Here is a 21,451-nt window from a genome sequence, read left to right on the forward strand (position 1 = left end):
TCCTTGAAATGGATAAATAATTTCATATATCAGAAACATGAAAAAGAGATTATTATGAATAAGCCTGCAAAGATACAGAAAATCATATAGTAGGAGGTTGTGAATTCCTTGAAGTTTTTACTGGCAGCATTAAATACAAAATATATTCATTCGAATCCAGGGATTTATTCCCTGTATTCTTATTCGGTAAAGAAACAGCCGTCTCTTGCAGAATATATTGAGATTGCAGAATATACGATCAACAATCAAAAAGGAGAGATTCTTGCGGATATCTATAAGAGAAGGCCGGATGCGATTGGATTTTCCTGTTATATATGGAATATCGAGATGATCCGTGAGCTCATTACAGAATTAAAGAAGCTCCTTCCGGATACAGATATCTGGGTTGGCGGACCGGAAGTAACCTACGATGCCGATCAGCTTCTTGCGGAGATGCCGGAGCTTACAGGAGTTATGGTTGGAGAAGGAGAGGCAACCTTTTATGATGTGCTGAGAAGATATCTTGATATTGGAAATATTCATAATACTGGGAAGTCCTATGATATCGGGAACGCCTGTAATACTGGGAATTCCTGTGGTATTGAAAATTTCCGTGATACCGGGGGTTTTCGGGATATTGACGGCCTGGTGCTTCGGGAAGGAAAAGATATTCTTTGTACGAAGCCAAGAGGACTTACCGATCTGTCGGAGCTTCCCTTTCTGTATTATGACTTGGACACTTTTAAAAATAAGATCATTTATTATGAGAGCAGCAGAGGCTGTCCGTTCCGGTGCAGTTATTGTCTGTCATCGATTGACAAACGGGTTCGGTTCCGCAATCTTGATCTGGTGAAGAAGGAGCTGCAGTTTTTCCTGGATCATCAAGTAAAACAGGTGAAGTTTGTAGACCGGACATTTAACTGTTCCCATGAACATGCGATGGCGATCTGGAGGTATATCAAAGAACATGACAATGGAATCACGAATTTTCATTTTGAGATTGCTGCAGATATTTTAAATGAGGAAGAATTGGAGTTGGTCAACAGTCTGCGGCCAGGTGCGATACAGATGGAGATCGGAGTGCAGTCGACAAATCTGCAGACGATAGAGGAGATCAATCGTGTAATGGATGTTGATAAGCTTGCAAAGATCGTTGCCCGGATCCATCAGGGACATAATGTGCATGTGCATCTGGATCTGATCGCGGGGCTTCCGTATGAGGATTATGAATCATTTGCACATTCTTTTAATGACGTATATGCGATGAAGCCGGAGCAGCTTCAGCTAGGTTTTTTAAAGGTGCTAAAGGGTTCGAAGATGCATGATAATGCAGAACGATATGGTTTACAGTATACAAGCTGTCCGCCGTATGAAGTATTATTTACAAAGTGGATATCTTATGATGAGATCCTGCGGTTAAAGCAGATCGAAGAATGGTAGAGATTTATTATAACAGCTGTCAGTTTGAGAACACGCTGCCATTCCTGGTGGAAGAATTTGATTCGCCGTTTGATTTTTATGCGAGCCTTGCTTCTTATTATGACAAAAAGGGATATTTTATCCAGACACCGGCGAGAATCTACCGGTATCATGTACTGCTTCATTTTGCAGAAGAACACTTCCCTAAGAAGACAGAATTGATTCGGCAAATGCTGGTATTTGATTTATATCTTCGTGAGAATATGAAGACCCGACCGGATTTCGCCCCGGAACAGGAGGGTGTGAGAGATTTGTTCCGGGACTTCTACATCCGTGAGGCCAACGACCACAGATACCTTCGGGAAGAAGACTATCATGGCTGTGACTGGAAATCTATGTCCAGAATGACACACATAGAAAAGATTTATTACAACAGAGAGACGGGAAATCGTCTGTCTGAAGTATGCTATATATTATTCGATTACAAACGCCGTGATCCGCTGACCGGGGATGCAAGGTATATGATAGTAACACCTGTCGCATCCATGTGATATAAAATTTGGCTGTCTCATGTTGCCCAGGATACTGCTATTTTACGGATGTGTATGTGTTCGGCCTCATGTTGTCCGGGATACTGCCGGTATACTTTGTATGTCTTGTTTTTTTCTATTCGTTGCAAATGTCTGATTCGCTCATGCTCCTGTGCCAACTCGCCTTTCAGGCTCAAACAGGCACCCGCATTCGCTGACAATTTGCATCTCATAACGAAAAAAAGCAAACGATAGTACAAAGTGTACCGGCAGTATCCCGGACAACATGAGGCAGGATACATATACACAACAGTAGTTCAGACAACATGAGGCAGGATACATATACACAACAGTAGTTCAGACAACACGAGACAGGTTACATATATACCCGCGGAACAGCGCTGTTGACGAAAATCGGGTTGATCGGAAATGTAACCATATCGCCTACCGAGATATTACATCCGGTTGTATCCACGATCACGGAGTTCATACTGATCTGACCTAACACCGGAAGCCGGCAGTCTTTAAAGCTGGCAGCCGGTGATTTTTTATGGAAAGTGCCTTTTAATTTATAATAAATACGGATCGGAGAGAAGAAATTTGTCCGGAAATCGGTGTGACGCTCTATGCCAAGCCCGTGGTAATATCCGGCGGAGATAACGGCTGTCTTTGCGTCATGTGACAGCTTGAAGCTGTGGCCGTAGCCGATGTTGTGACCGGCCGGCAGTTCATAGATATCGTCCACGCAGGCAGACAGATTGCAGACCTCATGAAAACCATAATCATTTGGAACCGCAAGTCTGCCAAGAAAGGCAGAGCCGATGCGGATGGCATCTAAATTCATGGATGGATATTTTATCATCGAGGTTGAAGATGAGATATGACGGATGCCTACCGGAATACCGTCTTTCTGGAGTGTGTCACAGAGGTGGGTGAAATCCTGAAACTGTTTCTTCACATAGTACTCATTTCTGCATGCAGCCGCATGGAAATGAGAGAAGATACCGGTAATCCGCACATGCCTTAGTGACTGTACGGTATCGGCAATCTGTTTTTCTTCGGAACATAAGAAACCGTATCTGCCAAATCCGGTGTCAATGCAGAGATGTGCATGGACTGTCGGATGGTTCATGTAGGCGGCTGTTTCATCGATCACATGTGCACAGTCGGTACTGGTGATGCTGAGTGTGATATCATGATCGATCGCAGTCGTGATATCTTCTGAGTTATATAAAGGCGTCATCAGCAGGATATTTCCCGTGATGCCGTTTCTGCGTAAGGTGACAGCATCTGACAGTTCGGTTACACCATAGTTATCAATACCCTTTGATTGTAAGAACGATGCAAATTTTGTAAGCCCAAGCCCATAAGCGTTCCCCTTTAATACTGCTATGACCTTTGCGCCATTTGCCAGACGTTTGATGATCCGTATATTGTTATCCAGTGCATTTGTTTTGATTGTAAGAGTTGTCATGTCCTCAAGTTCCTCCGGTTTCATGTAAGTATTTATCTCATTGTTTATCTACAGACATATGGTCTGTTGTCGAAACTCGCTGCCCGGGCATGAGCGGTTGTTCATTTATTTGATGAATCTAGCATATATTCGAAATGCATCATTTTTGTATAAAAACCGACACAGAAATGCAATATCTTTGAACTTTTTTTGCATCGTTTGTATGCAATCCGGAAAAGTGGATGTTGTATAAGAGTAAAATGTGATAAACTATTTGTAAATAAAAACAGGATGGAAACCGTTTATGCATACACTGATAACAGAGATTCGCGATAAACAGAATATTACAAAGGAACAGCTTCAGCTTCTGCTGGAAACAGACAATCGGGAAATGATCGAAGAATTGATGGCATGTGCCAGAACGGAAGCACAGAAGGTATACGGAAATAAAGTCTATATGCGTGGACTGATCGAGTTCACAAATTATTGTAAAAATAACTGCATTTATTGTGGGATAAGAAGAGATAACTGTCATGTTGATCGATACCGGCTGACCAAAGATCAGATCCTTGACTGTTGTCAGAGTGGATACCGGCTCGGGTTCCGGACATTTGTGTTACAGGGAGGCGAAGATCCGTTTTATACAGATGACCTAATCTGTGAGATCGTATCAGAGATTAAACATCAGCATCCGGACTGTGCGATCACATTGTCGATCGGAGAGAAAAGCAGGCAAGCCTATGAGCGGTATTTTGCTGCCGGGGCGGAACGTTATCTGCTTCGTCACGAGACTGCGGATAAGGCACATTATGAGAAGCTTCATCCGAAAGAAATGTCATTTGACAACCGGATCCGGTGCCTGCATGACCTGAAAGAGATCGGTTATCAGACTGGGTGTGGCTTTATGGTCGGTTCACCATATCAGACGGTCGATACGTTATATGAGGATCTCTGTCTGATCAAAGAACTGAAACCGGAAATGTGCGGAATCGGACCTTTTATTCCGCAGGCAGACACACCATTTGGAAAAGATGCTGCCGGGACACTTGAGATGACCTTACGGCTGCTGTCAATTATCCGTCTGATCCATCCTACTGTGCTGCTTCCTGCGACAACAGCACTTGGCACGATCCATCCGCTTGGCAGGGAGAAGGGGATTCTTGCCGGGGCAAATGTTGTGATGCCGAATCTGTCACCGGTCGGTGTCAGGAAAAAATATCTGTTATATGACAATAAGATCTGCACCGGGGAAGAAGCCTCGGAGTGTTGTGGTTGTATGATGCGGAGAATGCAGGGAATCGGGTACGAGGTTGTGGTTGACCGCGGCGACCATCCATTGTATGACAAGAAAAGATGAATGCATATATTGGAGAAATGCAAACATGGGAGAGGCTTTTTAGCTGAAGGTGAAAATATCTTTGTTATTGCAGATTTTATGAAAGAAAGATGTTGGAAAACATTCTGATTATATTAAGAACTGCATGTTTTACATCCTGCAATACGACAGCAAATAAAATGGGCGGTTTTCTGTCACTGACGAACTATATATTGACATTAGCAAAGATTTCGTCATGCGATGCACATTGCCAGTAAATACGGGTGCCTGTCTGAGCCGAAGGCGAGTTGGCACAGGAGTATTTACGAATCAGGCATGTGCATCAAATAGAAATCATAGCGAGTCAATTATAGATAGTCAGTGGCAGAGAACCGACCATTATATATGCATTCGTACTACAGAATGTCGATGTACTCATCGGCGAGAGCCTTGTTCATGCTGCGGACAGCACAGAACTTGCCGCACATACTACAGGTGTCGGAGTGGTCATCCTCTGGCATACGACTGTCGCGGATCGCTTTGGCTGTAGCAGGATCAAGTGCGCAGGCATATTGTGCATCCCAGTCCAGGACACGTCTGGCATCCGCCATCTTATCATCGATCTCTCTGGCACCCGGAATACCCTTTGCAATGTCGGCTGCATGAGCAGCGATCTTCGATGCGATAATACCCTGTTTTACATCATCTACATTTGGAAGTGCAAGATGCTCGGCTGGTGTAACGTAGCATAAGAAAGCAGCTCCGTTCATGGCAGCAACAGCACCACCGATCGCGCTGGTGATATGATCGTAACCGGGAGCGATATCTGTAACCAGAGGTCCGAGAACATAGAATGGTGCGCCCATACATAAGGTCTTCTGGACTTCCATATTTGCTGCGATCTGGTTAAGCGGTACATGACCGGGACCTTCCACCATAACCTGTACATTGTGTGCCCAGGCACGCTTTGTCAGCTCGCCCAGACGTACCAGTTCTTCAATCTGGCATACGTCAGTCGCATCTGCCAGACAGCCCGGACGACATGCATCTCCGAGGGAGATCGTAACATCATATTCTTCACAGATATCTAAGATCTCATCGAAATATTCATAGAACGGGTTTTCCTGACCGGTCATACTCATCCATGCAAATACAAGGCTTCCGCCCCGGCTTACGATGTTCATTTTACGTTTATGTTTTTTGATCTGATCAATCGTTTTTCTTGTGATTCCACAGTGTAAGGTTACAAAGTCAACACCATCTTCTGCATGAAGACGGACAACATCGATGAAATCCTTTGCTGTCAGCTCTGCAAGATCACGCTGATAGTGGATGACACTGTCATAGATCGGAACCGTACCGATCATGGCAGGACATTCGCTTGTCAGCTTCTGACGGAATGGCTGTGTATTTCCATGACTGGACAGATCCATGATCGCCTCAGCGCCCATATTAACTGCACTCATTACTTTTTCCATCTCAATGTTATAGTCCTTGCAGTCTCTGGATACTCCAAGGTTTACGTTAATTTTGGTACGCAGCATACTGCCGACACCTTCAGGATTCAGACAGGTGTGTTTCTTATTAGCACAGATGGCAACCTGTCCCTTTGCAACTAAATCCCTGAGCGCCTCGACAGCCATATGTTCTTTTTCCGCTACGATCTTCATCTGCGGAGTGATGATCCCTTTTCTGGCTGCGTCCATTTGTGTTGTGTAATTTTCCATATTATCCTCCTACTACAACCAATGTTATTTTACGTGGTAGAAAGTGGTGCTCCCGATCTGCCACAGAGCAATAAAAAAGATGCCGCAGGGCACCTCTAATACACATCCCTACGTTAGCATTACCTAAATCAGGTTCACAGGTCGAGAACTTCATTCTCCTCTCAGCCGGCTAATTTGTCAGCTCCCTGAATATATAAATATCTGGAAATATTATATGCCAGAATACGACATAATTCAATGATAATTTTTCAACATAAAAGATAAATAAGGACTTGCGCCCGATACATGAATCAGGAGCAGTACCGGAAAGTACGATCTGTCAGGATCCTTGCAAATATCAGACCGAGGGGCAGGGTAACAATGATCATGATCGCAGATGAAAACCATAAAACAGCCTCTGTTAGGGACATGATACCAAGATTATAGAAAGCACGATAAAGGTAAAGTCCCGGAACCATGATAACGATGGACGGAACGGTCAGAGAGATTCTTGGATATCCGTTATTCCTTTTTATAATGGAGGCAAGAATACCTGCGGTTAATGCGCCTGCGAATGCGGCAGCAGCCGGAGGCGTGCTTGTGTAATCGACAAGCTCCAGCCGGAGAGTATTTGCAACTGCTCCGATACAGGCAGCAGTTGCAGCCATCGGAATCGAGCTGTTAAACATAATGGAGAAACCGAAGACTCCGCAGAAGCTTGTAATGATCCGCAGGATAAGCTTTGTACCTACAGCCAGATTCAAAGCGGAGAAATCCTGAGGATGAAAATGTAACAGCAATGCCATGATCCAGGCGAACATAGTGGCTACTAAAACTATGATGACAGAGTAGCTCAGACGTTCAAGCCCGGACCGAAGATCCAGTTTAGCCAGGTCAATGCCGCTTGTTATGAATGGAAATCCGGGAATGATAAACAGCATTGAGCAGATATAGCCAGCTTCATGGAGTGCAGATACGTGGAAGAAGATTTCTGCAAGGTGAAAGCAGATGGCATATGTCATGCATGCGGCTGATATGGATACTGCTATGTTAAAGAAAAGGGTAAAATGGTGCTTGATCATTTTGGTACGGATGACATTTCCAACACCGGCTGCAATAAAAGCAAGGATCATTTCAACAGGACCGCCGCCTAATAGGAAGGTAAATGCACAGCAGGCGAGGGCTGAAGCCAGACCCAGTTTTGCAGGTGAATAAAGTGTATGGATCTTCTCAATCTGATCAAGACGCCGGTGAATCTCTTCGCCCGTCAGATGGGCTTCTTCTTTTGGGAAATTGTCAACGAATTGTTCCATCCGATAGAGCTTCGAGGTGTTTACACCGGTATTCGCAATGCTCAGAGACTGTGAAACGCAGTCGGTTCCATCAAAACAGTTGAATTCAATGGACATCAATCCGACATCAACGGTGCAGGTTACGCCCAGTTCTTTGGACAGACGGTTCATGGAAGTACGAACACGCCAGGCACCTGTTCCACAGGAGAGCATAATTAACCCGACCCTTCCAATAACAGAGGCTTTTTCTATCAGCCCCGCCTTGGCGATCAGGACATTGCTATCGTTTTTTACATAATCATGCCATGGAATTTCCATATGGTTTTTTCCATGATATCTGTATAATTACTGTTCTTTGGCATAGATGATCTCCTCCGCTTTTTCAATATGATGTTCCAGATTCGTCAGGAATAATGAATTTGGAAGGAATATGCCGATTTCATCATATCGGGAATTATTTTTCACCAGAGAATCCTGCCCGTAGAAAATGTAGGACATAGGAAGCTCCTTTTCCAGTGCGATCATAAGATTCCATACAGCAGAATATGCTTCTGCCTCTGTCTCCTTTTGCTTTACAGTATCGGGAAGCTCGCGGATCAACAGTACACCGTCACTTTTTTCCAGAATCTTCTGTTCCGGTTTCATGTCATTTGCGGCATAATCGTGACTGTATCTGTATGCGCGGGCGAGATAGATATTTTTGTTGTTTCCAAGTGTCTGATAGATCTTATGAAAATGACGATATTCTTTTTCCCAGATTGAAGTTTCGTATTCAGGAAGCAACTGACCATTATCATCTGTCATAATGACAGGATTTGTTTTGCCATCTGCGTTGAATCGATATGGGATCAGAAAGGAATTACGCAGAAGATCAAACAGGGTATTGTTGCAGATCGCCATAAGAAATGCAGACAGATCCCGGTTATGATAGGAATTGAATAGTGCTTGTGCAAATTCTTCTGCCGGAAGTGGTGCATCGTAAGCATCCTCGTTATAACACAGGTAATTTGCAAATGTTTCCTGTAATTTCTCACATGCCCATGGATCATTCAGGATTTTTTCAAATAAGAAATCTGCTCTTTTTTCTCGTGGGAAAATTGTAGTTTCGTTCATGCTTAACCGACTTCCTTTCTTTTTCTGTTCTGCATAATTATACTATTGGCAGGATGATAAGTAAAAGATATAATTGATATGATAGACATAATCATTTGATATGATAAAAGAAACGGAGAAGACAGATGAATATTAACTTTGAATATTATAAAATATTCTATTATGTGGCCAAATATCATAATTTTACAAAGGCTGCGAAGGTTCTGGAAAACAGCCAGCCAAATGTTACAAGAGCGATGAACTGTCTGGAACAGCAGATGCACAGTACCTTATTTGTAAGAACCAACCGGGGCGTTCAGCTTACACCTGAGGGAGAAAAACTATATATGTATGTGTCGGCAGCTATGCATCAGTTATTAACGGCAGAGGAAGAACTGGCGGACTATTCGGGCATGGTACATGGAAGTATATCGATCGGAGCCAGCGAGACAGCGTTAAATATATATTTGTTTGATAAATTAAGGTCATTTCATACTGCATATCCGGGAATTCGACTGAGAATCTATAATCATTCCACGCCGGAGGCAGTAGATGCAGTAAAGAGCGGTAAGATTGATTTTGCTGTTGTGTCGACACCGGTGGAAGCAGACTCGCCCCTTGAAACCAGAATGTTGAGATCGTTTCGGGAGATCCTGATCGGTGGACAATCCTTTAAAGAGCTGCAGGGAAAGACGTTGTCTTTAAAAGAATTAAAGAATTATCCGTTGATCAGTCTTGGAAGAGAAACGATGACATTTCGGTTTTATGAGCGGCTGTTTTTATCGTACGGGATAGAATTTGCACCGGATACGGAGGCTGCGACAACAGATCAGATCCTGCCGCTTGTCCGTTGTGAGCTGGGACTGGCATTTATACCGGAATCCATGGCAGGTGAGGCGCTCGAACGCGGAGAGGTAATACAGGCAGTCCTAAAGGAGAAAATTCCTGACCGGCATATCTGCATGATATATGACAGCCAGCATCCGCTGAATACAGCCACAAGATCATTTCGCAGATTATTGGAAGAAGACTGCGAAAAGGTAAACACCCTCAATCGGGGCATCGATTGAGAACAGAAAACGTCTGGTATGCAGTTATCAAGTTCAACATTCATACATTAAATATCCCCCAGGCATATTTGCAGAAAATGTATGACTGTTTTGTGAGGAGGACAGTTTGACTGTAGTCATTTTATAAGAACATATAAAAGATGGCGTGGAATCACACCAAAACAGGATAGAATGTTAAACAAAGAATCAATATAGTGGAAAAGAGAAATAAGAAATATGAAGATCAAAAGAATTGCATTGATCGGACTTGGCGCGATGGGTGTGTTTTTTGCGCCAAGATTATATGAAGCATTTGGAGAGAATTTTTATATTATTGCAGGTGGTGAACGTAAAAAACGCCTGGAAAGTAGAGGAGTTACGATCAATGGCGTCAACTATAGATTCCCGATCGTGACACCCGAAGAACAGGGTGAGCCGGCGGATCTGATACTGATCGGTGTAAAGGGCTATGGATTTGCACAGGCAATAGAAGATATTCGCCATCAGGTAGGCGAACATACATTGATCCTGTCTTTGCTAAATGGTGTAGACAGTGAGGAACAGTTGATTCAGGCATTTGGCGAAAAACATGTATTGTATGCATATATGAGAATGTCCATTGTTATGAAAGACGGAAAAGCAGACTTTGATCCGTATTGGGGCAAGATCCACTTCGGAGAGAATAAAAATGATGTTCTGTCAGATCGTGTACTTGCTGTAAAAGAAGTATTTGACTATGCTGATATTCCATATGAGATTGATCCGGATATGTTAAAGGGACTCTGGTTTAAATACATGTGCAATATTGGGGAAAATATGACCTGTGCGTTGCTCGGTATCCCATTTGGATTTTTCCGTATCAGCGACAGTGCGAATTGGATCCGTGACAATGCCATGCGGGAAGTGGCTGCGATTGCGCAGAAGAAGGGAATCGATATAGGGGAAAAAGAAATAGCGGAGCAGGATATTACAGTAAAGACGATTCCACCCGAGAACAAACCATCAACCCTGCAGGATCTGGAAGTAGAGAAGCTGACCGAGGTAGAGATGTTTGCCGGTAATGTCATAAAGATGGGAAAGGAGCTTGGCGTGCCAACTCCGATTAATGAGATGTTCTATCATGGTATCCGGGTACTGGAGGAGAAGTTTACAAAAAGATAATATTTGAATTAGCACTCAACTGTTTACAGTGCTAACAAAACGTGCTATAAATAATGGTATGAAGTAACTGCATATAATAGAGAAAGTTGTGTGAGTCTAATAAAATGCAGGAAAATGACAGTAATATATGACTGATGAAAGAGAATCAGAAATATAGATAGAAATGGGGTAATTAGGATGGATAGACCAAGTATTTTTTCAGATAATTTTGAGATGATGAATGGCTTCTTTGATGATTCCTTCTGGGGCAGCCATTCCGGACTTCGTACCATGACTACAATGGCAACTGATATATTCGAAACAAAGGACGGATATGAGATAGAGATGGATCTGCCGGGATTTCCAAAGGAAAGCATCAAGGCAGAATTAAAAGGTGGTTACCTGACAATTCTTGCCAGCTATACTGGACAGGATCGTGAAGACAGGGAAGGAAGCTATATCAAAAAGGAACGGTATTCCGGTCATTATAAGAGAAGCTTCTATGTCGGCGACAAAGTCAGTGAACAGGATATTAAAGCAAGATTTGCAAATGGTGTTCTGTATGTCTATGTACCAAAATTCGACGACCAACCGGAAGTAGAAGAAAAGAAGATTATCTCGATAGAAGGATAACGGACAAATTTCAGGGGCTGTTTATTATAATGTAGCAAGCCTGTCCGAGCGCCGGTACTTAGGTTGCGTATTTTGCAACCTTATGTACCGTTGCGTCGATAACTGAGAACTTAGCGAGGTATTGTCGAGGTTAGTTCGAAGTTATACAGAGTAGGATAGAACGAAAGTGTCTTGCGCAATAATAATAAACAGCCCCTGAAATTTGTCTGTTTTCTAAAATCCCAGATCTTCATTTACAAGGATGACCTTGATACGTCCTTTGTGCTTGGAATAGCGGGTGGTTAAGAACTGGCAGCAGACTGTTTCCGGTGACAGACAGTTTGCGCATTCGCCGGTTGTACTGCAAGGGGTTGAAAGTCCGAAGCGTTGTGCATTGATCGGAGCTGCTTCATTTCTTGCACGGCTTAAAGCATCTTCTTCTGTCCGTACTACCTTGTTCATTCCTGTGATCACGATAACATGGGAAGGACCATAGACGATGGCAGCCACACGATTTCCATTGCCATCGATATTTACCATAATGCCGTCTTCGGTGATCGCATTACAGCTTGTTAAGAAGTAGTCAGCGAAGAAACATTCTTTGGAGATCCGGTCTTTTTCCTCCGGTGTTTTTGCTGCATCACGGTTCAGCTCTTTGTAGTTTCCCTCGGTAAGAGCATCTAAAAGTCCGGTTGCTTTTACGGTCATGGAACCGCCCCAGCCGACAGAGCTTCCTTCCGGGATTAGACTCAGTGCAAGCTCCTTAGCTTCTTCCTTTGTCTGGACATAGAAGCCTTCCATATTTCTGGCAGCCAGCTTGTTTATCATGGCTTTCGCCAGTTTGTCGTTTCTCATGTTTCTAAAAGTGTCCATTTGATATACCTCCGTTTATTCAGGGAAATCCAGATTATTTTCCGCAAAGAAATTCATCACTTCAAATGCAGAAGTACAGTTCTGATTGATACATACGATCAGGGCAGCATCCTGTGGAAATTTGGGATACAACACGGCATTTCCGGAGATTGTAAGTGCACGTTGGATCTCTTTCAAATTCATTCCGGCGCATAATGCCAGAAGAACCAGCTTGTATTTTCCGGGATGTGGTTTCCTGCCGTTTAAGATCTGATAAGCATAGCCGCGGTCCAGATTGCTTCGTTTTATGACATCGGCGGTCAGAAACTCCGGGTGATCTTTAAAGTAAAGATTAAAATAATCCTGCAGATTGTCACAGGACATATCATCTGCATGAGATGTTATATATGATTTAAAATGTATATTTGAATCATCGGTTGATAATTCATTCAGCAGATCTGTTGTTCTGGTCGTTTTCATGATTAATCCTGCATTCTTTCCCTTGATAATTTTTATCAGTACCATATAATATTTATTATACTTGTCGATAAAGCAATTTCAAGATAAACAATAGGAAAATGATATGAATTTAGAAATACAAAGTCGTCTGTCCTTTTATCGCAGACTGGAAGAAGTAGAGCATAAAAAGGGAATTTCTCTGGTGCGGCATATAGAGACCGGACAGATTTATGTAGAAAAAGTGCTGACGCAATATGATAAATCTATATATGATTGGCTGCAACAATCAAAACTCCCTTACGTTCCGCAGATTTATGAATGTATGGAAGAGAATGGTACGTTATATCTGATCGAAGAATACATACAGGGGATCACACTGGAAACATATATTGAACAGTTTGGATGTCTGGATTTGGATGCTGCCGGAAGAGTAATCGAATATCTTTGCCGGACATTGGAAAAACTGCACAGACATATACCGCCGATCGTACACCGGGATATCAAGCCGACAAATATAATGCTTCAGGGAGATTTCAAAAAGGGACAGGGGATTGTATCTGTATATCTGATCGATTTCAATACTGCAAGAGTTTTTGACGCAGAAAGGAATCGGGATACCGAGTTGATCGGTACAAGAGGATTTGCAGCTCCGGAGCAATACGGTTTTTCGCAGTCAGATGCGCGGACGGATATCTACGGACTTGGTGTGTTATTAAATTATATGTTGTGTGGCAAATTGATCCGGGATGGAATCTACGCAGATCATCAGGAAGTGTCACAGATCATCCGAAAAGCAACCCAGATCGATCCGGAGAAACGATATCAGACAGCAGAGGAAATGCTCGATGCGATGCAACAGAGCATGATTTTAGATGAAGCTACAGATAAAGTATCCTTGAATGATAAATCCCGCCCGGCATGGACTCGTTTCCTGCCACCGGGATTTCGGGAAGGAAAAATCCTGAATATGGTTGTTGCAGCCATTTATTATATATTTTGGATGTATTTCTGTCTGACAGTAGAAGTAAAAGATCATGGAGAACCGCTCTCCGGAACTTGGTTATATGTAAATCGCTTTGTATATTTTATGATGTTTATTATTACTCCGTTTTTTTGGAATAATTATCTGGACGTTTGGAATTATTTCCCGCTTGTGCGCTCACCGAAGAAGATATGGAAGCTGGTTGGATTGTTTTTATATACGCTGGCATGGTTTTTTTTAGTGATGTTTGTATTCGTTATAGTAAAGGATATATTCCGATAGTGTGCTGTCAGCACACCAGCTCTTTCTGAAAATTTTATAAGATAGAATATGCAGTGGTTGTAATTATATCAAAATACCCTGAATGATGACTGATACAGGGGGATTTTAATATAATAGCAAGAACACTTATAACAGCAGAAAGAGGAGAGAATTTATTATGGAAAAGACAAAGCAACCTTTATCAACATTCAGACTCGTAGCAGGGATCATAACGATCGTGTTATCAGTCTTAGTAACATTTCAGTCCTGTGCGGCAGGATTATCAAATGCACTGGAAGAAAACGGGGAATCCGGAGGCTCTGCAGGTGTATTACTTGCAGTTTGTTTCCTTGTTGCAGGAATTGTTGGAATTGTAACCAGAAAGTCAACCGGAGCAGGCGGTGCATTCACAAGTGCAGGCTTCTACATAGTCGGTGGTCTGATCGGCCTTATATGTGCAGGTTCCTATGCTGATTTAGTAATCTGGGGCGTTATCTCCGTAGCATTCGGCGTTATATTCATAATCGCAGGCGTATTAACAAAGAAGAGAAATTCTTAATTTATATAAAACGTCTATAAAAAATAAGTCCATCCGGTTGTGTGTGTGGGAATATAGTCATCCCCCCCCACACAACCGGATGGACTTATTTTTGATTATAGGAAGAAAAACCACGCATACTTCCGCCGGAAACCGGAAAAAATACTAAAAGAATATTGGAATATAGGGGATTTTAGGATATACTATAAAACAGTGTGTTTAAAAAATACAAACAGCGATGGAGGAACTATGTTAGAGTTAAAAAACATCTCATATATTGTAAATGAGGATGGAAAAGAGAAAGCAATATTAAAAGACATTAACCTTACAGTAAACGAACATTTCGTAGCAATTACCGGACCTAACGGTGGCGGTAAATCAACACTTGCGAAGATCATAGCCGGAATTATCAAGCCAACAACCGGACAGATTCTTTTAGATGGAGAAGATATTTCAGAGCTGAATATAACAGAACGTGCAAAGAAAGGAATCAGCTATGCATTTCAGCAGCCGGTTCATTTTAAAGGGCTGACTGTAAAAGATCTGGTATCTATAGCATCCGGCAAAACACTGAATGTTTCACAGATCTGCGAGATCCTTTCCGAAGTTGGTTTATGTGCAAGAGATTATGTGAACCGTGAAGTAAATGCAAGTCTTTCCGGTGGTGAGTTAAAACGTATTGAGATCGCCATGATCATTGCAAGAGGTACGAAGCTGTCATTATTTGATGAGCCGGAGGCAGGCATCGACCTGTGGAGCTTCAACAGTCTGATCAAGGTATTTGAAAAGATGCGTGAAGAGATCAACGGAACGATCCTGATCATTTCCCATCAGGAGCGGATCCTTAATATAGCAGATAAGATCGTTGTGATCGCAAATGGTCATGTTGATGCAATCGGAAGCAGAGATGTGATCATGCCAAGACTGACTGGTGAATCAGCCACTTGCAAGGTGCTGGAAGAAAAACAGAAATAAGTTGTGAGGTAACAGAACATGGATTTAATTCAGAAGAGTTTATTGCAGCAGGTAGCAGGACTTCATGATGTACCGGAGGGCGCATATAACATTCGTGTCAACGGACAGCTTGACAGCAGAAATACAACTGCAAATATAGATATTGTAACAAAAGAGGATAAGCCGGGAATCGATATCATCATTAAACCGGGAACAAAAAATGAGAGTGTGCATATTCCGGTTCTTTTGAGTAAGAGCGGTCTGCAGGATATGGTATACAATGATTTCTATATCGGAGAGGACTGCGATGTTACGATCGTAGCCGGATGTGGTATCCATAACTGTGGTGTGGACACCTCCAAGCATGACGGCATCCATACTTTTTATATTGGTAAAAATGCAAAAGTAAAATACATCGAACGACACTATGGTGAGGGAGATGGAAATGGCGAGAATATCATGAATCCGGAAACCATCGTGCACTTGGAAGAAGGGGCCTCGATGGAGATGGAGACGACTCAGATCAAGGGAATTGATTCGACTGTCAGAAAGACCGGCGGTGATCTGAAGGATAACGCATCATTAGAGATCAGGGAGAAGATCATGACACATGGCAAACAGTATGCAAAGACTGATTTTGTTGTGGATTTGAATGGAAAAGGCTGCAGTGCAAATGTAGTATCCAGATCCGTTGCAAGAGATCAGTCCAGACAGGAATTTTTCTCCACGATCAATGGCAATAATGAATGTAAGGGTCACAGTGAATGTGATGCGATCATTATGGATAGCGCAAGCGTATCAGCAAGTCCGAAGCTGACGGCAAATAACATTGATGCAAACCTGATCCATGAAGCAGCGATCGGCAAGATTGCAGGCGAGCAGCTGATCAAGCTGATGACACTTGGGCTGACAGAGGCAGAAGCGGAAGAGCAGATCATCAATGGATTTTTAAAATAAAAGCGTTTACAATAAATCATATAACCTATTTGACATTAAAGGTAGATAGTGATAGTTTGTAAGAGTAAAAAATACAAATCATAAAATCATAGCGAGGTATCAAAAATGCAGGAAATGAAACCGATTAAAGAGGGTAAAGTACGTGAGATTTATGATAATGGTGACAGCCTTATCATGGTAGCAACAGACCGTATCAGTTGTTTTGATGTCATTTTAAAGAACATCGTTACAAAGAAGGGTACAGTCCTGACACAGATGTCCAAATTCTGGTTTGATATGACAGAAGATATTCTTCCAAACCATATGATCTCGGTTGACGTAAAGGATATGCCTGAATTTTTCCAGCAGGAGAAATTTGACGGAAACAGTATGATGTGCAAGAAACTGGAAATGCTCCCTGTTGAGTGTATCGTTCGTGGTTATATCACAGGAAGTGGCTGGGCAAGCTACAAAGAAAACGGTACAGTATGTGGTATCAAGCTTCCGGAAGGATTAAAAGAATCCGATAAGCTTCCGGAACCAATCTACACACCTTCCACAAAGGCAGAGATCGGAGATCATGATGAGAATATCTCATACGAGCAGAGTGTTGAATATCTGGAAAAGAGATTTCCTGGCAAGGGCGAAGAATATGGCGCAAAGCTTCGTGACTATACGATCGCTTTATATAAGAAGTGTGCAGAATATGCATTATCAAGAGGTATCATCATAGCAGATACCAAGTTCGAGTTTGGTCTGGATGAGAATGGCAATATCGTTCTCGGTGATGAGATGCTCACACCGGACAGCTCCCGTTTCTGGCCTGCGGAAGGATATGAACCGGGTCATGGTCAGCCATCCTTTGATAAGCAGTTTGCCCGTGACTGGTTAAAGGCAAATCCGGATAACAACTGGGAGCTTCCTGACGAGATTGTTCAGAAAACAATTGACAAATATCTTCAGGCATATGAGCTTCTCACAGGCAAGCCTTTAAAGTAATAAGTAATAGAAAAATAATAGAATAGTACTTAATTTTATTAGGCGGTATAGGTACGCAGGATTGTATTTATACCGCCTAAATTAATTTTCTGAATATTCAACAAAATGTCTGTAAAATCTGACAATTATGGGTTGACGCTTGAAAAATGGCATGCTATAGTCAGCTCATAAGAAATACAACAGATAAAAAATTACCAGGGGTTTTATGGTGATTATAATAAAAAGATGGAATCTTATTACAATGGGGTAGTAAGATTCCATCTTATTTTTTGCGTTGTCAGGGAGATTCTCATTATAAGAAATCCCATTCTGTAAAGCGGAAATATGTGTGGGAGCCTGTTTCAGGACAAGATTCCTGTGTATTATCTGAATGAATTATAGGACTGCCCGGCTTCCATTGTTACACCACGAAGCTCAGCCATTTCGCTGACAGTTACAAGCTGATAACCATTTTCAATCAGCTTCGGAATGAATGTCTGTGAGGCAATAGCGGTTGACTGGTGAAGGTCATGTATCAGAATGATCGCTCCGTCATAAGCACCATCCACAACTCGTGTGATCGTAGTAGGAGTGCTTCTGGTTTCCCAGTCTCTGGTATCCACAGACCACATGATCATTGGAAGACCTACATTCTCACGTACAGTATCATTGACGCAGCCACCAGGCGGACGCATCAGAGTAGGAGCAACTCCGATCTCACGGATGATCGCATCTGATCCCTTTTTGATCTCTTCTTTGACTCCGTCTGCAGATAATCTGTTTAACCATGCGTGATCATAGGTATGTGTACCGATCTCACAGCCGAGTGCATATTCCCGTTTCAGGTAAGAACTGTATGTGGAGCAGCGGTTCCCAACAACAAAAAAGGTTGCAACTGCATTATATTTTTCCAGTGTGTCCAATACCAGTGGTGTGTATGGGGAAGGACCATCATCGAAGGTCAAGGCAACCATTTTCTTATTTCCATCTACCGTTCTGTAGATAACACCCTTGTCATTTGCGACATACAGGTAGTTGCCGATCTTAACTCTGCCGGTCAGTAACGTACCATCAGCTTTAAAATAATATCTGTCTTTTCCAATCGTCTGCATACCATGAGCCTGAGTTCCGTTTTCTTTGTAATAATAGGTTTTGCCATTTATCTTCTGGAAGCCGGTTGCCATAGTTCCGTTTGCCTTAAAATAATAATTGCTGCTGCCAACTTTCTGGACACCGACAGCCATAGTTCCATTATCATGGAAGTAATAAGTTTGGCCATTCAGTTTTTTAAATCCTTTTGCCATGACACCCCGTTTGGTAAAATAATAGGTATGACCGTTTAATTTCTGGAAGCCGGTTAACATACAACCATTTTCTTTGAAGTAGAATGTTTTATTGTTTAAGGTCTGAAAACCGGTCTGCATGATACCATTCTGGTTGAAATAATACATGTTCCCTTTTATTCTGAGAAATCCGGTTGCCATAGCCCCGCCTTTTTTACGGAAATAATAGGTATGCCCGTTTAATTTCTGGAAGCCTTTTTTCATGGCACCTTTGTCTGAGAACAGATAGGTATGTTTTCCAATCGTATGCTTTCCGGTGTAGGCAGCACCGCTGGAACCGAAGTACATTTTATTTCCTTTTTTTGTTGTAAACCAGGAATTGGTAAGTAATACACCTGTCTTTGGATTTAGGTAATATTTTTTTCCGGTATAAGGACTTTTGTACATGCCTTTTCGCATACGTCCGATTTTGGAAAAAATATAAGTCTTACCTTTGATCGCCTGTTTGCCCTTCACGGCTGTACCATTTTTCCGGAGATAATAGGTATTTCCCCTTTTGGTCGTATACCAGCCTTTTTTCTGCATGACACCCTTACTGTTAAAAATGTAGGTGTGCCCGTTGATTGTTACCCGGCCTTTCGCCTGCTTCCCATTTTTATAGTAATAATGGGTTCCGTTCTTTTCTTTGACAAAACCGGATGATTGTTTTTTCCCGGCTGCCTGACTGGTAAATCCGGCACTCAGGAGTGTCGGGATCAGGATCAGAGCGGCAAAAATCAGTAAAATTTTTCTTTTCATAGATATGTTCTCCTTCCTGTTGCTGTAATCGTATTTTTCTATGAATACAACCCATACTAGCATAAAAAAATCAGCCAGGCTACCCAAAATTATCTTAACAATCGGTAATAAGTGCATAACATTTTTTTGTAATAATTTTCAAATAAAACAGTAACAGGATATCTACAGAAAAGTATATTTTTCAGAATCTGGCGTAGAAATTTGTAACAAGGCAGTACTTAAATAATAAAAAAGACGGATGAAAGAGAAAAGAGCACGATGGAAAAGGATATGGCTTGCAAGTAAATTCTGGGATGAGTATAATGCAGTATTGGTGTGTTGCGTCCGGAACATGACAGACAGAAATGAAAGGACGGAAATACACATGCAAATGAAATTACAGTGCAGATAGAAAATGAAAGCAGGAAGCGTATGGTTATGCATAGAAGGAAACGGAATACAAGTACATATTTATTTTCAAATAAAGATCTGGTCGCTCTGTATGTGCCATTGATCATTGAACAGATGCTTGCGATGTTGGTCGGACTTGCAGATTCGATCATGGTATCTTCTGTAGGAGAAGCAGCAGTATCCGGTGTATCACTGGTGGACAGCTGTTTCCAGCTGATCATCAATCTGTTTGCGGCACTTGCGACCGGGGGTGCGGTTACTGTCGGACAATATCTCGGACAGAAGAATAAAGAAAAGGCGGGAGAGGCAGCTACCCAGCTTGTGTGGTTTTCGATGATCCTGTCGCTCGGAGTCATGGCGCTAATGTATGCGGGCAAGGGACTGATCCTAAATCATGTGTTTGGTCAGATCGAAGCAGACGTATATGGTCATGCAGATACTTATATGATGATCGTAAATGCATCGATTCCGTTTCTGGCACTTTATAATGCCGGTGCGGCTATTTTCCGTTCCATCGGTAATTCCAATATATCCATGCGGGTATCTCTGATCATGAACGGGATCAATGTAGTGGGAAATGCCATTTTGATCTATGTATGCAAATGCGGAACGGAAGGCGTTGCGATTCCTACTCTGGTTTCCAGACTGGCAGCAGCGGTTATCATGATCATATTGCTGATCCCGAAGAAAAGTGCACAGGCGAAGCAGGACAGTACACGTATTTATATAAAGAAAAGTCTGCATTATCGGGCGAACTGGCATATGTTGAAAAGCATTCTGTTGGTAGGTATTCCAAACGGACTGGAAAACAGTATGTTCCAGCTTGGTAAGATCCTTGTGCTCAGCCTGGTCTCAACATTTGGCACATATGCGATCGCTGCAAATGCAGTCGGTAATGTGATTGCCGGATTCCAGTTGATGGCTGGTATGGCGGCTTCCCTTGCCATGGTCACAGTAGTATCAAGATGCGTGGGAGCAGGAGATTACGAGCAGGCAAAATATTATACGATCAAAGTTCTGGTCATGGCATATATGTGTATCATAGTTACGGTATTGTTTACATTTGCGGTTCTTCCTCTGGTCATGAAAGCGTATGGACTATCTTACGAAGCGCAGTCTGCTGCCGAGAAGATCCTGATGCTTCATGGTATCGCGGCATCTACGATCTGGCCGGTAGCATTTACGCTTCCATGTACATTCCGTGCAGCCGGTGATGTTAAGTATAGCATGATCGTATCCATCTGTACGATGTGGATCTGCCGTATCGTGTTCAGTTATGTGCTCGGCAAATATATGGGTATGGGTGTATTTGGTGTCTGGGTCGCTATGATCATGGATCAGTTCGTACGTGGCGTGCTGTTCATCCGGCGGTACCTAAGCGGCAGATGGATCGGCAAAAAGGTAATCTGACCGTATGCGGTACAATATGAGTA

17 protein-coding genes, 1 pseudogene and 1 riboswitch are annotated in these 21,451 nt (G+C 42.5%); of the genes and pseudogenes, 11 read left to right on the forward strand and 7 right to left on the reverse strand.

From position 1 onward, the window contains the following. Positions 1-99: 99 nt before the first annotated feature. A pseudogene (locus tag DW959_RS12010) lies at positions 100-1,949 on the forward strand (B12-binding domain-containing radical SAM protein). A 355-nt stretch (positions 1,950-2,304) separates the two neighbouring features. Here DW959_RS12010 and alr read toward each other — a convergent pair. Then, positions 2,305-3,426: an alanine racemase gene (gene alr, locus DW959_RS12015; RefSeq protein WP_118616269.1), complete on the reverse strand. Its 1,122-nt coding sequence runs from the start codon at positions 3,424-3,426 to the stop codon at positions 2,305-2,307. A 259-nt stretch (positions 3,427-3,685) separates the two neighbouring features. On the opposite strand from alr, the gene hydE reads away from it, so the two are divergent. Beyond that, positions 3,686-4,738 (forward strand): [FeFe] hydrogenase H-cluster radical SAM maturase HydE, encoded by a 1,053-nt coding sequence (hydE, locus tag DW959_RS12020; RefSeq protein WP_118616271.1) that lies wholly within the window; start codon positions 3,686-3,688, stop codon positions 4,736-4,738. Between the two features lie 374 nt (positions 4,739-5,112). Here hydE and thiC read toward each other — a convergent pair whose 3' ends face one another. The 3 genes from thiC to DW959_RS12035 all read right to left on the reverse strand — a co-directional run bounded on the left by thiC (position 5,113) and on the right by DW959_RS12035 (position 8,807). Continuing rightward, positions 5,113-6,423 carry a phosphomethylpyrimidine synthase ThiC gene (gene thiC / locus DW959_RS12025; RefSeq protein WP_117807277.1) on the reverse strand — a complete coding sequence of 437 codons (1,311 nt, stop codon included), beginning with the start codon at positions 6,421-6,423 and terminating at the stop codon, positions 5,113-5,115. A gap of 88 nt (positions 6,424-6,511) precedes the next feature. Next, a riboswitch (TPP riboswitch) is annotated at positions 6,512-6,621 on the reverse strand. Positions 6,622-6,713: 92 nt separating this feature from the next. Beyond that, positions 6,714-8,012 (reverse strand): threonine/serine exporter family protein, encoded by a 1,299-nt coding sequence (locus tag DW959_RS12030; protein WP_118616273.1) that lies wholly within the window; start codon positions 8,010-8,012, stop codon positions 6,714-6,716. Between the two features lie 27 nt (positions 8,013-8,039). Next, the gene (locus DW959_RS12035) at positions 8,040-8,807 is read right to left on the reverse strand and encodes a DUF4866 domain-containing protein (protein WP_117807279.1); all 768 of its coding nucleotides are present in this window, start codon (positions 8,805-8,807) and stop codon (positions 8,040-8,042) included. A 125-nt stretch (positions 8,808-8,932) separates the two neighbouring features. Here DW959_RS12035 and DW959_RS12040 point away from each other — a divergent pair, with 125 nt between their 5' ends. From DW959_RS12040 to DW959_RS12050, 3 genes are all read left to right on the forward strand, one after another. After that, positions 8,933-9,856, forward strand: a complete 924-nt coding sequence (locus tag DW959_RS12040) for a LysR family transcriptional regulator (protein WP_118616275.1) — start codon at positions 8,933-8,935, stop codon at positions 9,854-9,856. 216 nt (positions 9,857-10,072) lie between these two features. After that, on the forward strand, positions 10,073-10,996 hold the full coding sequence (locus tag DW959_RS12045; RefSeq protein WP_118616277.1) for a ketopantoate reductase family protein: 924 nt from the start codon (positions 10,073-10,075) through the stop codon (positions 10,994-10,996). Positions 10,997-11,173: 177 nt separating this feature from the next. Further along, the gene (locus tag DW959_RS12050; RefSeq protein WP_117822011.1) at positions 11,174-11,608 is read left to right on the forward strand and encodes an Hsp20/alpha crystallin family protein; all 435 of its coding nucleotides are present in this window, start codon (positions 11,174-11,176) and stop codon (positions 11,606-11,608) included. Positions 11,609-11,821: 213 nt separating this feature from the next. Here the strand turns inward: DW959_RS12050 and DW959_RS12055 are convergent, their stop codons facing one another. After that, complete coding sequence (locus DW959_RS12055) at positions 11,822-12,460, reverse strand: lactate utilization protein (RefSeq protein ID WP_118616279.1); 639 nt, start codon at positions 12,458-12,460, stop codon at positions 11,822-11,824. 15 nt (positions 12,461-12,475) lie between these two features. Beyond that, entirely contained in the window at positions 12,476-12,919 is a 444-nt protein-coding gene (locus DW959_RS12060; RefSeq protein WP_147353084.1) for a hypothetical protein, read from the reverse strand. Positions 12,920-13,022: 103 nt separating this feature from the next. On the opposite strand from DW959_RS12060, the gene DW959_RS12065 reads away from it, so the two are divergent. The 5 genes from DW959_RS12065 to DW959_RS12085 all read left to right on the forward strand — a co-directional run bounded on the left by DW959_RS12065 (position 13,023) and on the right by DW959_RS12085 (position 17,568). Further along, complete coding sequence (locus DW959_RS12065) at positions 13,023-14,162, forward strand: serine/threonine-protein kinase (RefSeq protein WP_118616283.1); 1,140 nt, start codon at positions 13,023-13,025, stop codon at positions 14,160-14,162. Between the two features lie 157 nt (positions 14,163-14,319). Further along, positions 14,320-14,700 (forward strand): hypothetical protein, encoded by a 381-nt coding sequence (locus DW959_RS12070; RefSeq protein ID WP_008401935.1) that lies wholly within the window; start codon positions 14,320-14,322, stop codon positions 14,698-14,700. Between the two features lie 228 nt (positions 14,701-14,928). Next, positions 14,929-15,654, forward strand: coding sequence for an ATP-binding cassette domain-containing protein (locus tag DW959_RS12075; protein ID WP_117785816.1), 726 nt, complete (start codon positions 14,929-14,931; stop codon positions 15,652-15,654). 18 nt (positions 15,655-15,672) lie between these two features. After that, positions 15,673-16,590 (forward strand): SufD family Fe-S cluster assembly protein, encoded by a 918-nt coding sequence (locus DW959_RS12080; RefSeq protein WP_117822008.1) that lies wholly within the window; start codon positions 15,673-15,675, stop codon positions 16,588-16,590. Positions 16,591-16,695: 105 nt separating this feature from the next. Next, complete coding sequence (locus DW959_RS12085; RefSeq protein ID WP_021944088.1) at positions 16,696-17,568, forward strand: phosphoribosylaminoimidazolesuccinocarboxamide synthase; 873 nt, start codon at positions 16,696-16,698, stop codon at positions 17,566-17,568. A gap of 362 nt (positions 17,569-17,930) precedes the next feature. Here the strand turns inward: DW959_RS12085 and DW959_RS12090 are convergent, their stop codons facing one another. After that, entirely contained in the window at positions 17,931-19,628 is a 1,698-nt protein-coding gene (locus tag DW959_RS12090; RefSeq protein WP_173783327.1) for a polysaccharide deacetylase family protein, read from the reverse strand. A 417-nt stretch (positions 19,629-20,045) separates the two neighbouring features. Between DW959_RS12090 and DW959_RS12095 the strand changes: the two genes are divergently transcribed. Further along, positions 20,046-21,428 carry an MATE family efflux transporter gene (locus DW959_RS12095; protein WP_173783328.1) on the forward strand — a complete coding sequence of 461 codons (1,383 nt, stop codon included), beginning with the start codon at positions 20,046-20,048 and terminating at the stop codon, positions 21,426-21,428. The last annotated feature ends 23 nt before the right edge of the window (positions 21,429-21,451 follow it).

This window comes from Clostridium sp. AM46-21 (assembly GCF_003480025.1).
GTDB lineage: Bacteria > Bacillota > Clostridia > Lachnospirales > Lachnospiraceae > Coprococcus > Coprococcus ammoniilyticus.

Excerpts from the sequence above, each read along its gene's own strand:
- DW959_RS12035 (WP_117807279.1), bottom strand. The coding sequence starts at position 8,807 with ATGAACGAAACTACAATTTTCCCACGAGAAAAAAGAGCAGATTTCTTA.
- DW959_RS12055 (WP_118616279.1), bottom strand. The coding sequence starts at position 12,460 with ATGGACACTTTTAGAAACATGAGAAACGACAAACTGGCGAAAGCCATG.
- DW959_RS12075 (WP_117785816.1), top strand. The coding sequence starts at position 14,929 with ATGTTAGAGTTAAAAAACATCTCATATATTGTAAATGAGGATGGAAAA.
- DW959_RS12030 (WP_118616273.1), bottom strand. The coding sequence starts at position 8,012 with ATGGAAATTCCATGGCATGATTATGTAAAAAACGATAGCAATGTCCTG.
- DW959_RS12080 (WP_117822008.1), top strand. The coding sequence starts at position 15,673 with ATGGATTTAATTCAGAAGAGTTTATTGCAGCAGGTAGCAGGACTTCAT.
- DW959_RS12050 (WP_117822011.1), top strand. The coding sequence starts at position 11,174 with ATGGATAGACCAAGTATTTTTTCAGATAATTTTGAGATGATGAATGGC.
- thiC (WP_117807277.1), bottom strand. The coding sequence starts at position 6,423 with ATGGAAAATTACACAACACAAATGGACGCAGCCAGAAAAGGGATCATC.
- DW959_RS12070 (WP_008401935.1), top strand. The coding sequence starts at position 14,320 with ATGGAAAAGACAAAGCAACCTTTATCAACATTCAGACTCGTAGCAGGG.
- DW959_RS12060 (WP_147353084.1), bottom strand. The coding sequence starts at position 12,919 with ATGAAAACGACCAGAACAACAGATCTGCTGAATGAATTATCAACCGAT.
- DW959_RS12065 (WP_118616283.1), top strand. The coding sequence starts at position 13,023 with ATGAATTTAGAAATACAAAGTCGTCTGTCCTTTTATCGCAGACTGGAA.
- DW959_RS12040 (WP_118616275.1), top strand. The coding sequence starts at position 8,933 with ATGAATATTAACTTTGAATATTATAAAATATTCTATTATGTGGCCAAA.
- DW959_RS12045 (WP_118616277.1), top strand. The coding sequence starts at position 10,073 with ATGAAGATCAAAAGAATTGCATTGATCGGACTTGGCGCGATGGGTGTG.
- DW959_RS12085 (WP_021944088.1), top strand. The coding sequence starts at position 16,696 with ATGCAGGAAATGAAACCGATTAAAGAGGGTAAAGTACGTGAGATTTAT.
- DW959_RS12095 (WP_173783328.1), top strand. The coding sequence starts at position 20,046 with ATGCATAGAAGGAAACGGAATACAAGTACATATTTATTTTCAAATAAA.
- DW959_RS12090 (WP_173783327.1), bottom strand. The coding sequence starts at position 19,628 with ATGAAAAGAAAAATTTTACTGATTTTTGCCGCTCTGATCCTGATCCCG.
- hydE (WP_118616271.1), top strand. The coding sequence starts at position 3,686 with ATGCATACACTGATAACAGAGATTCGCGATAAACAGAATATTACAAAG.
- alr (WP_118616269.1), bottom strand. The coding sequence starts at position 3,426 with ATGAAACCGGAGGAACTTGAGGACATGACAACTCTTACAATCAAAACA.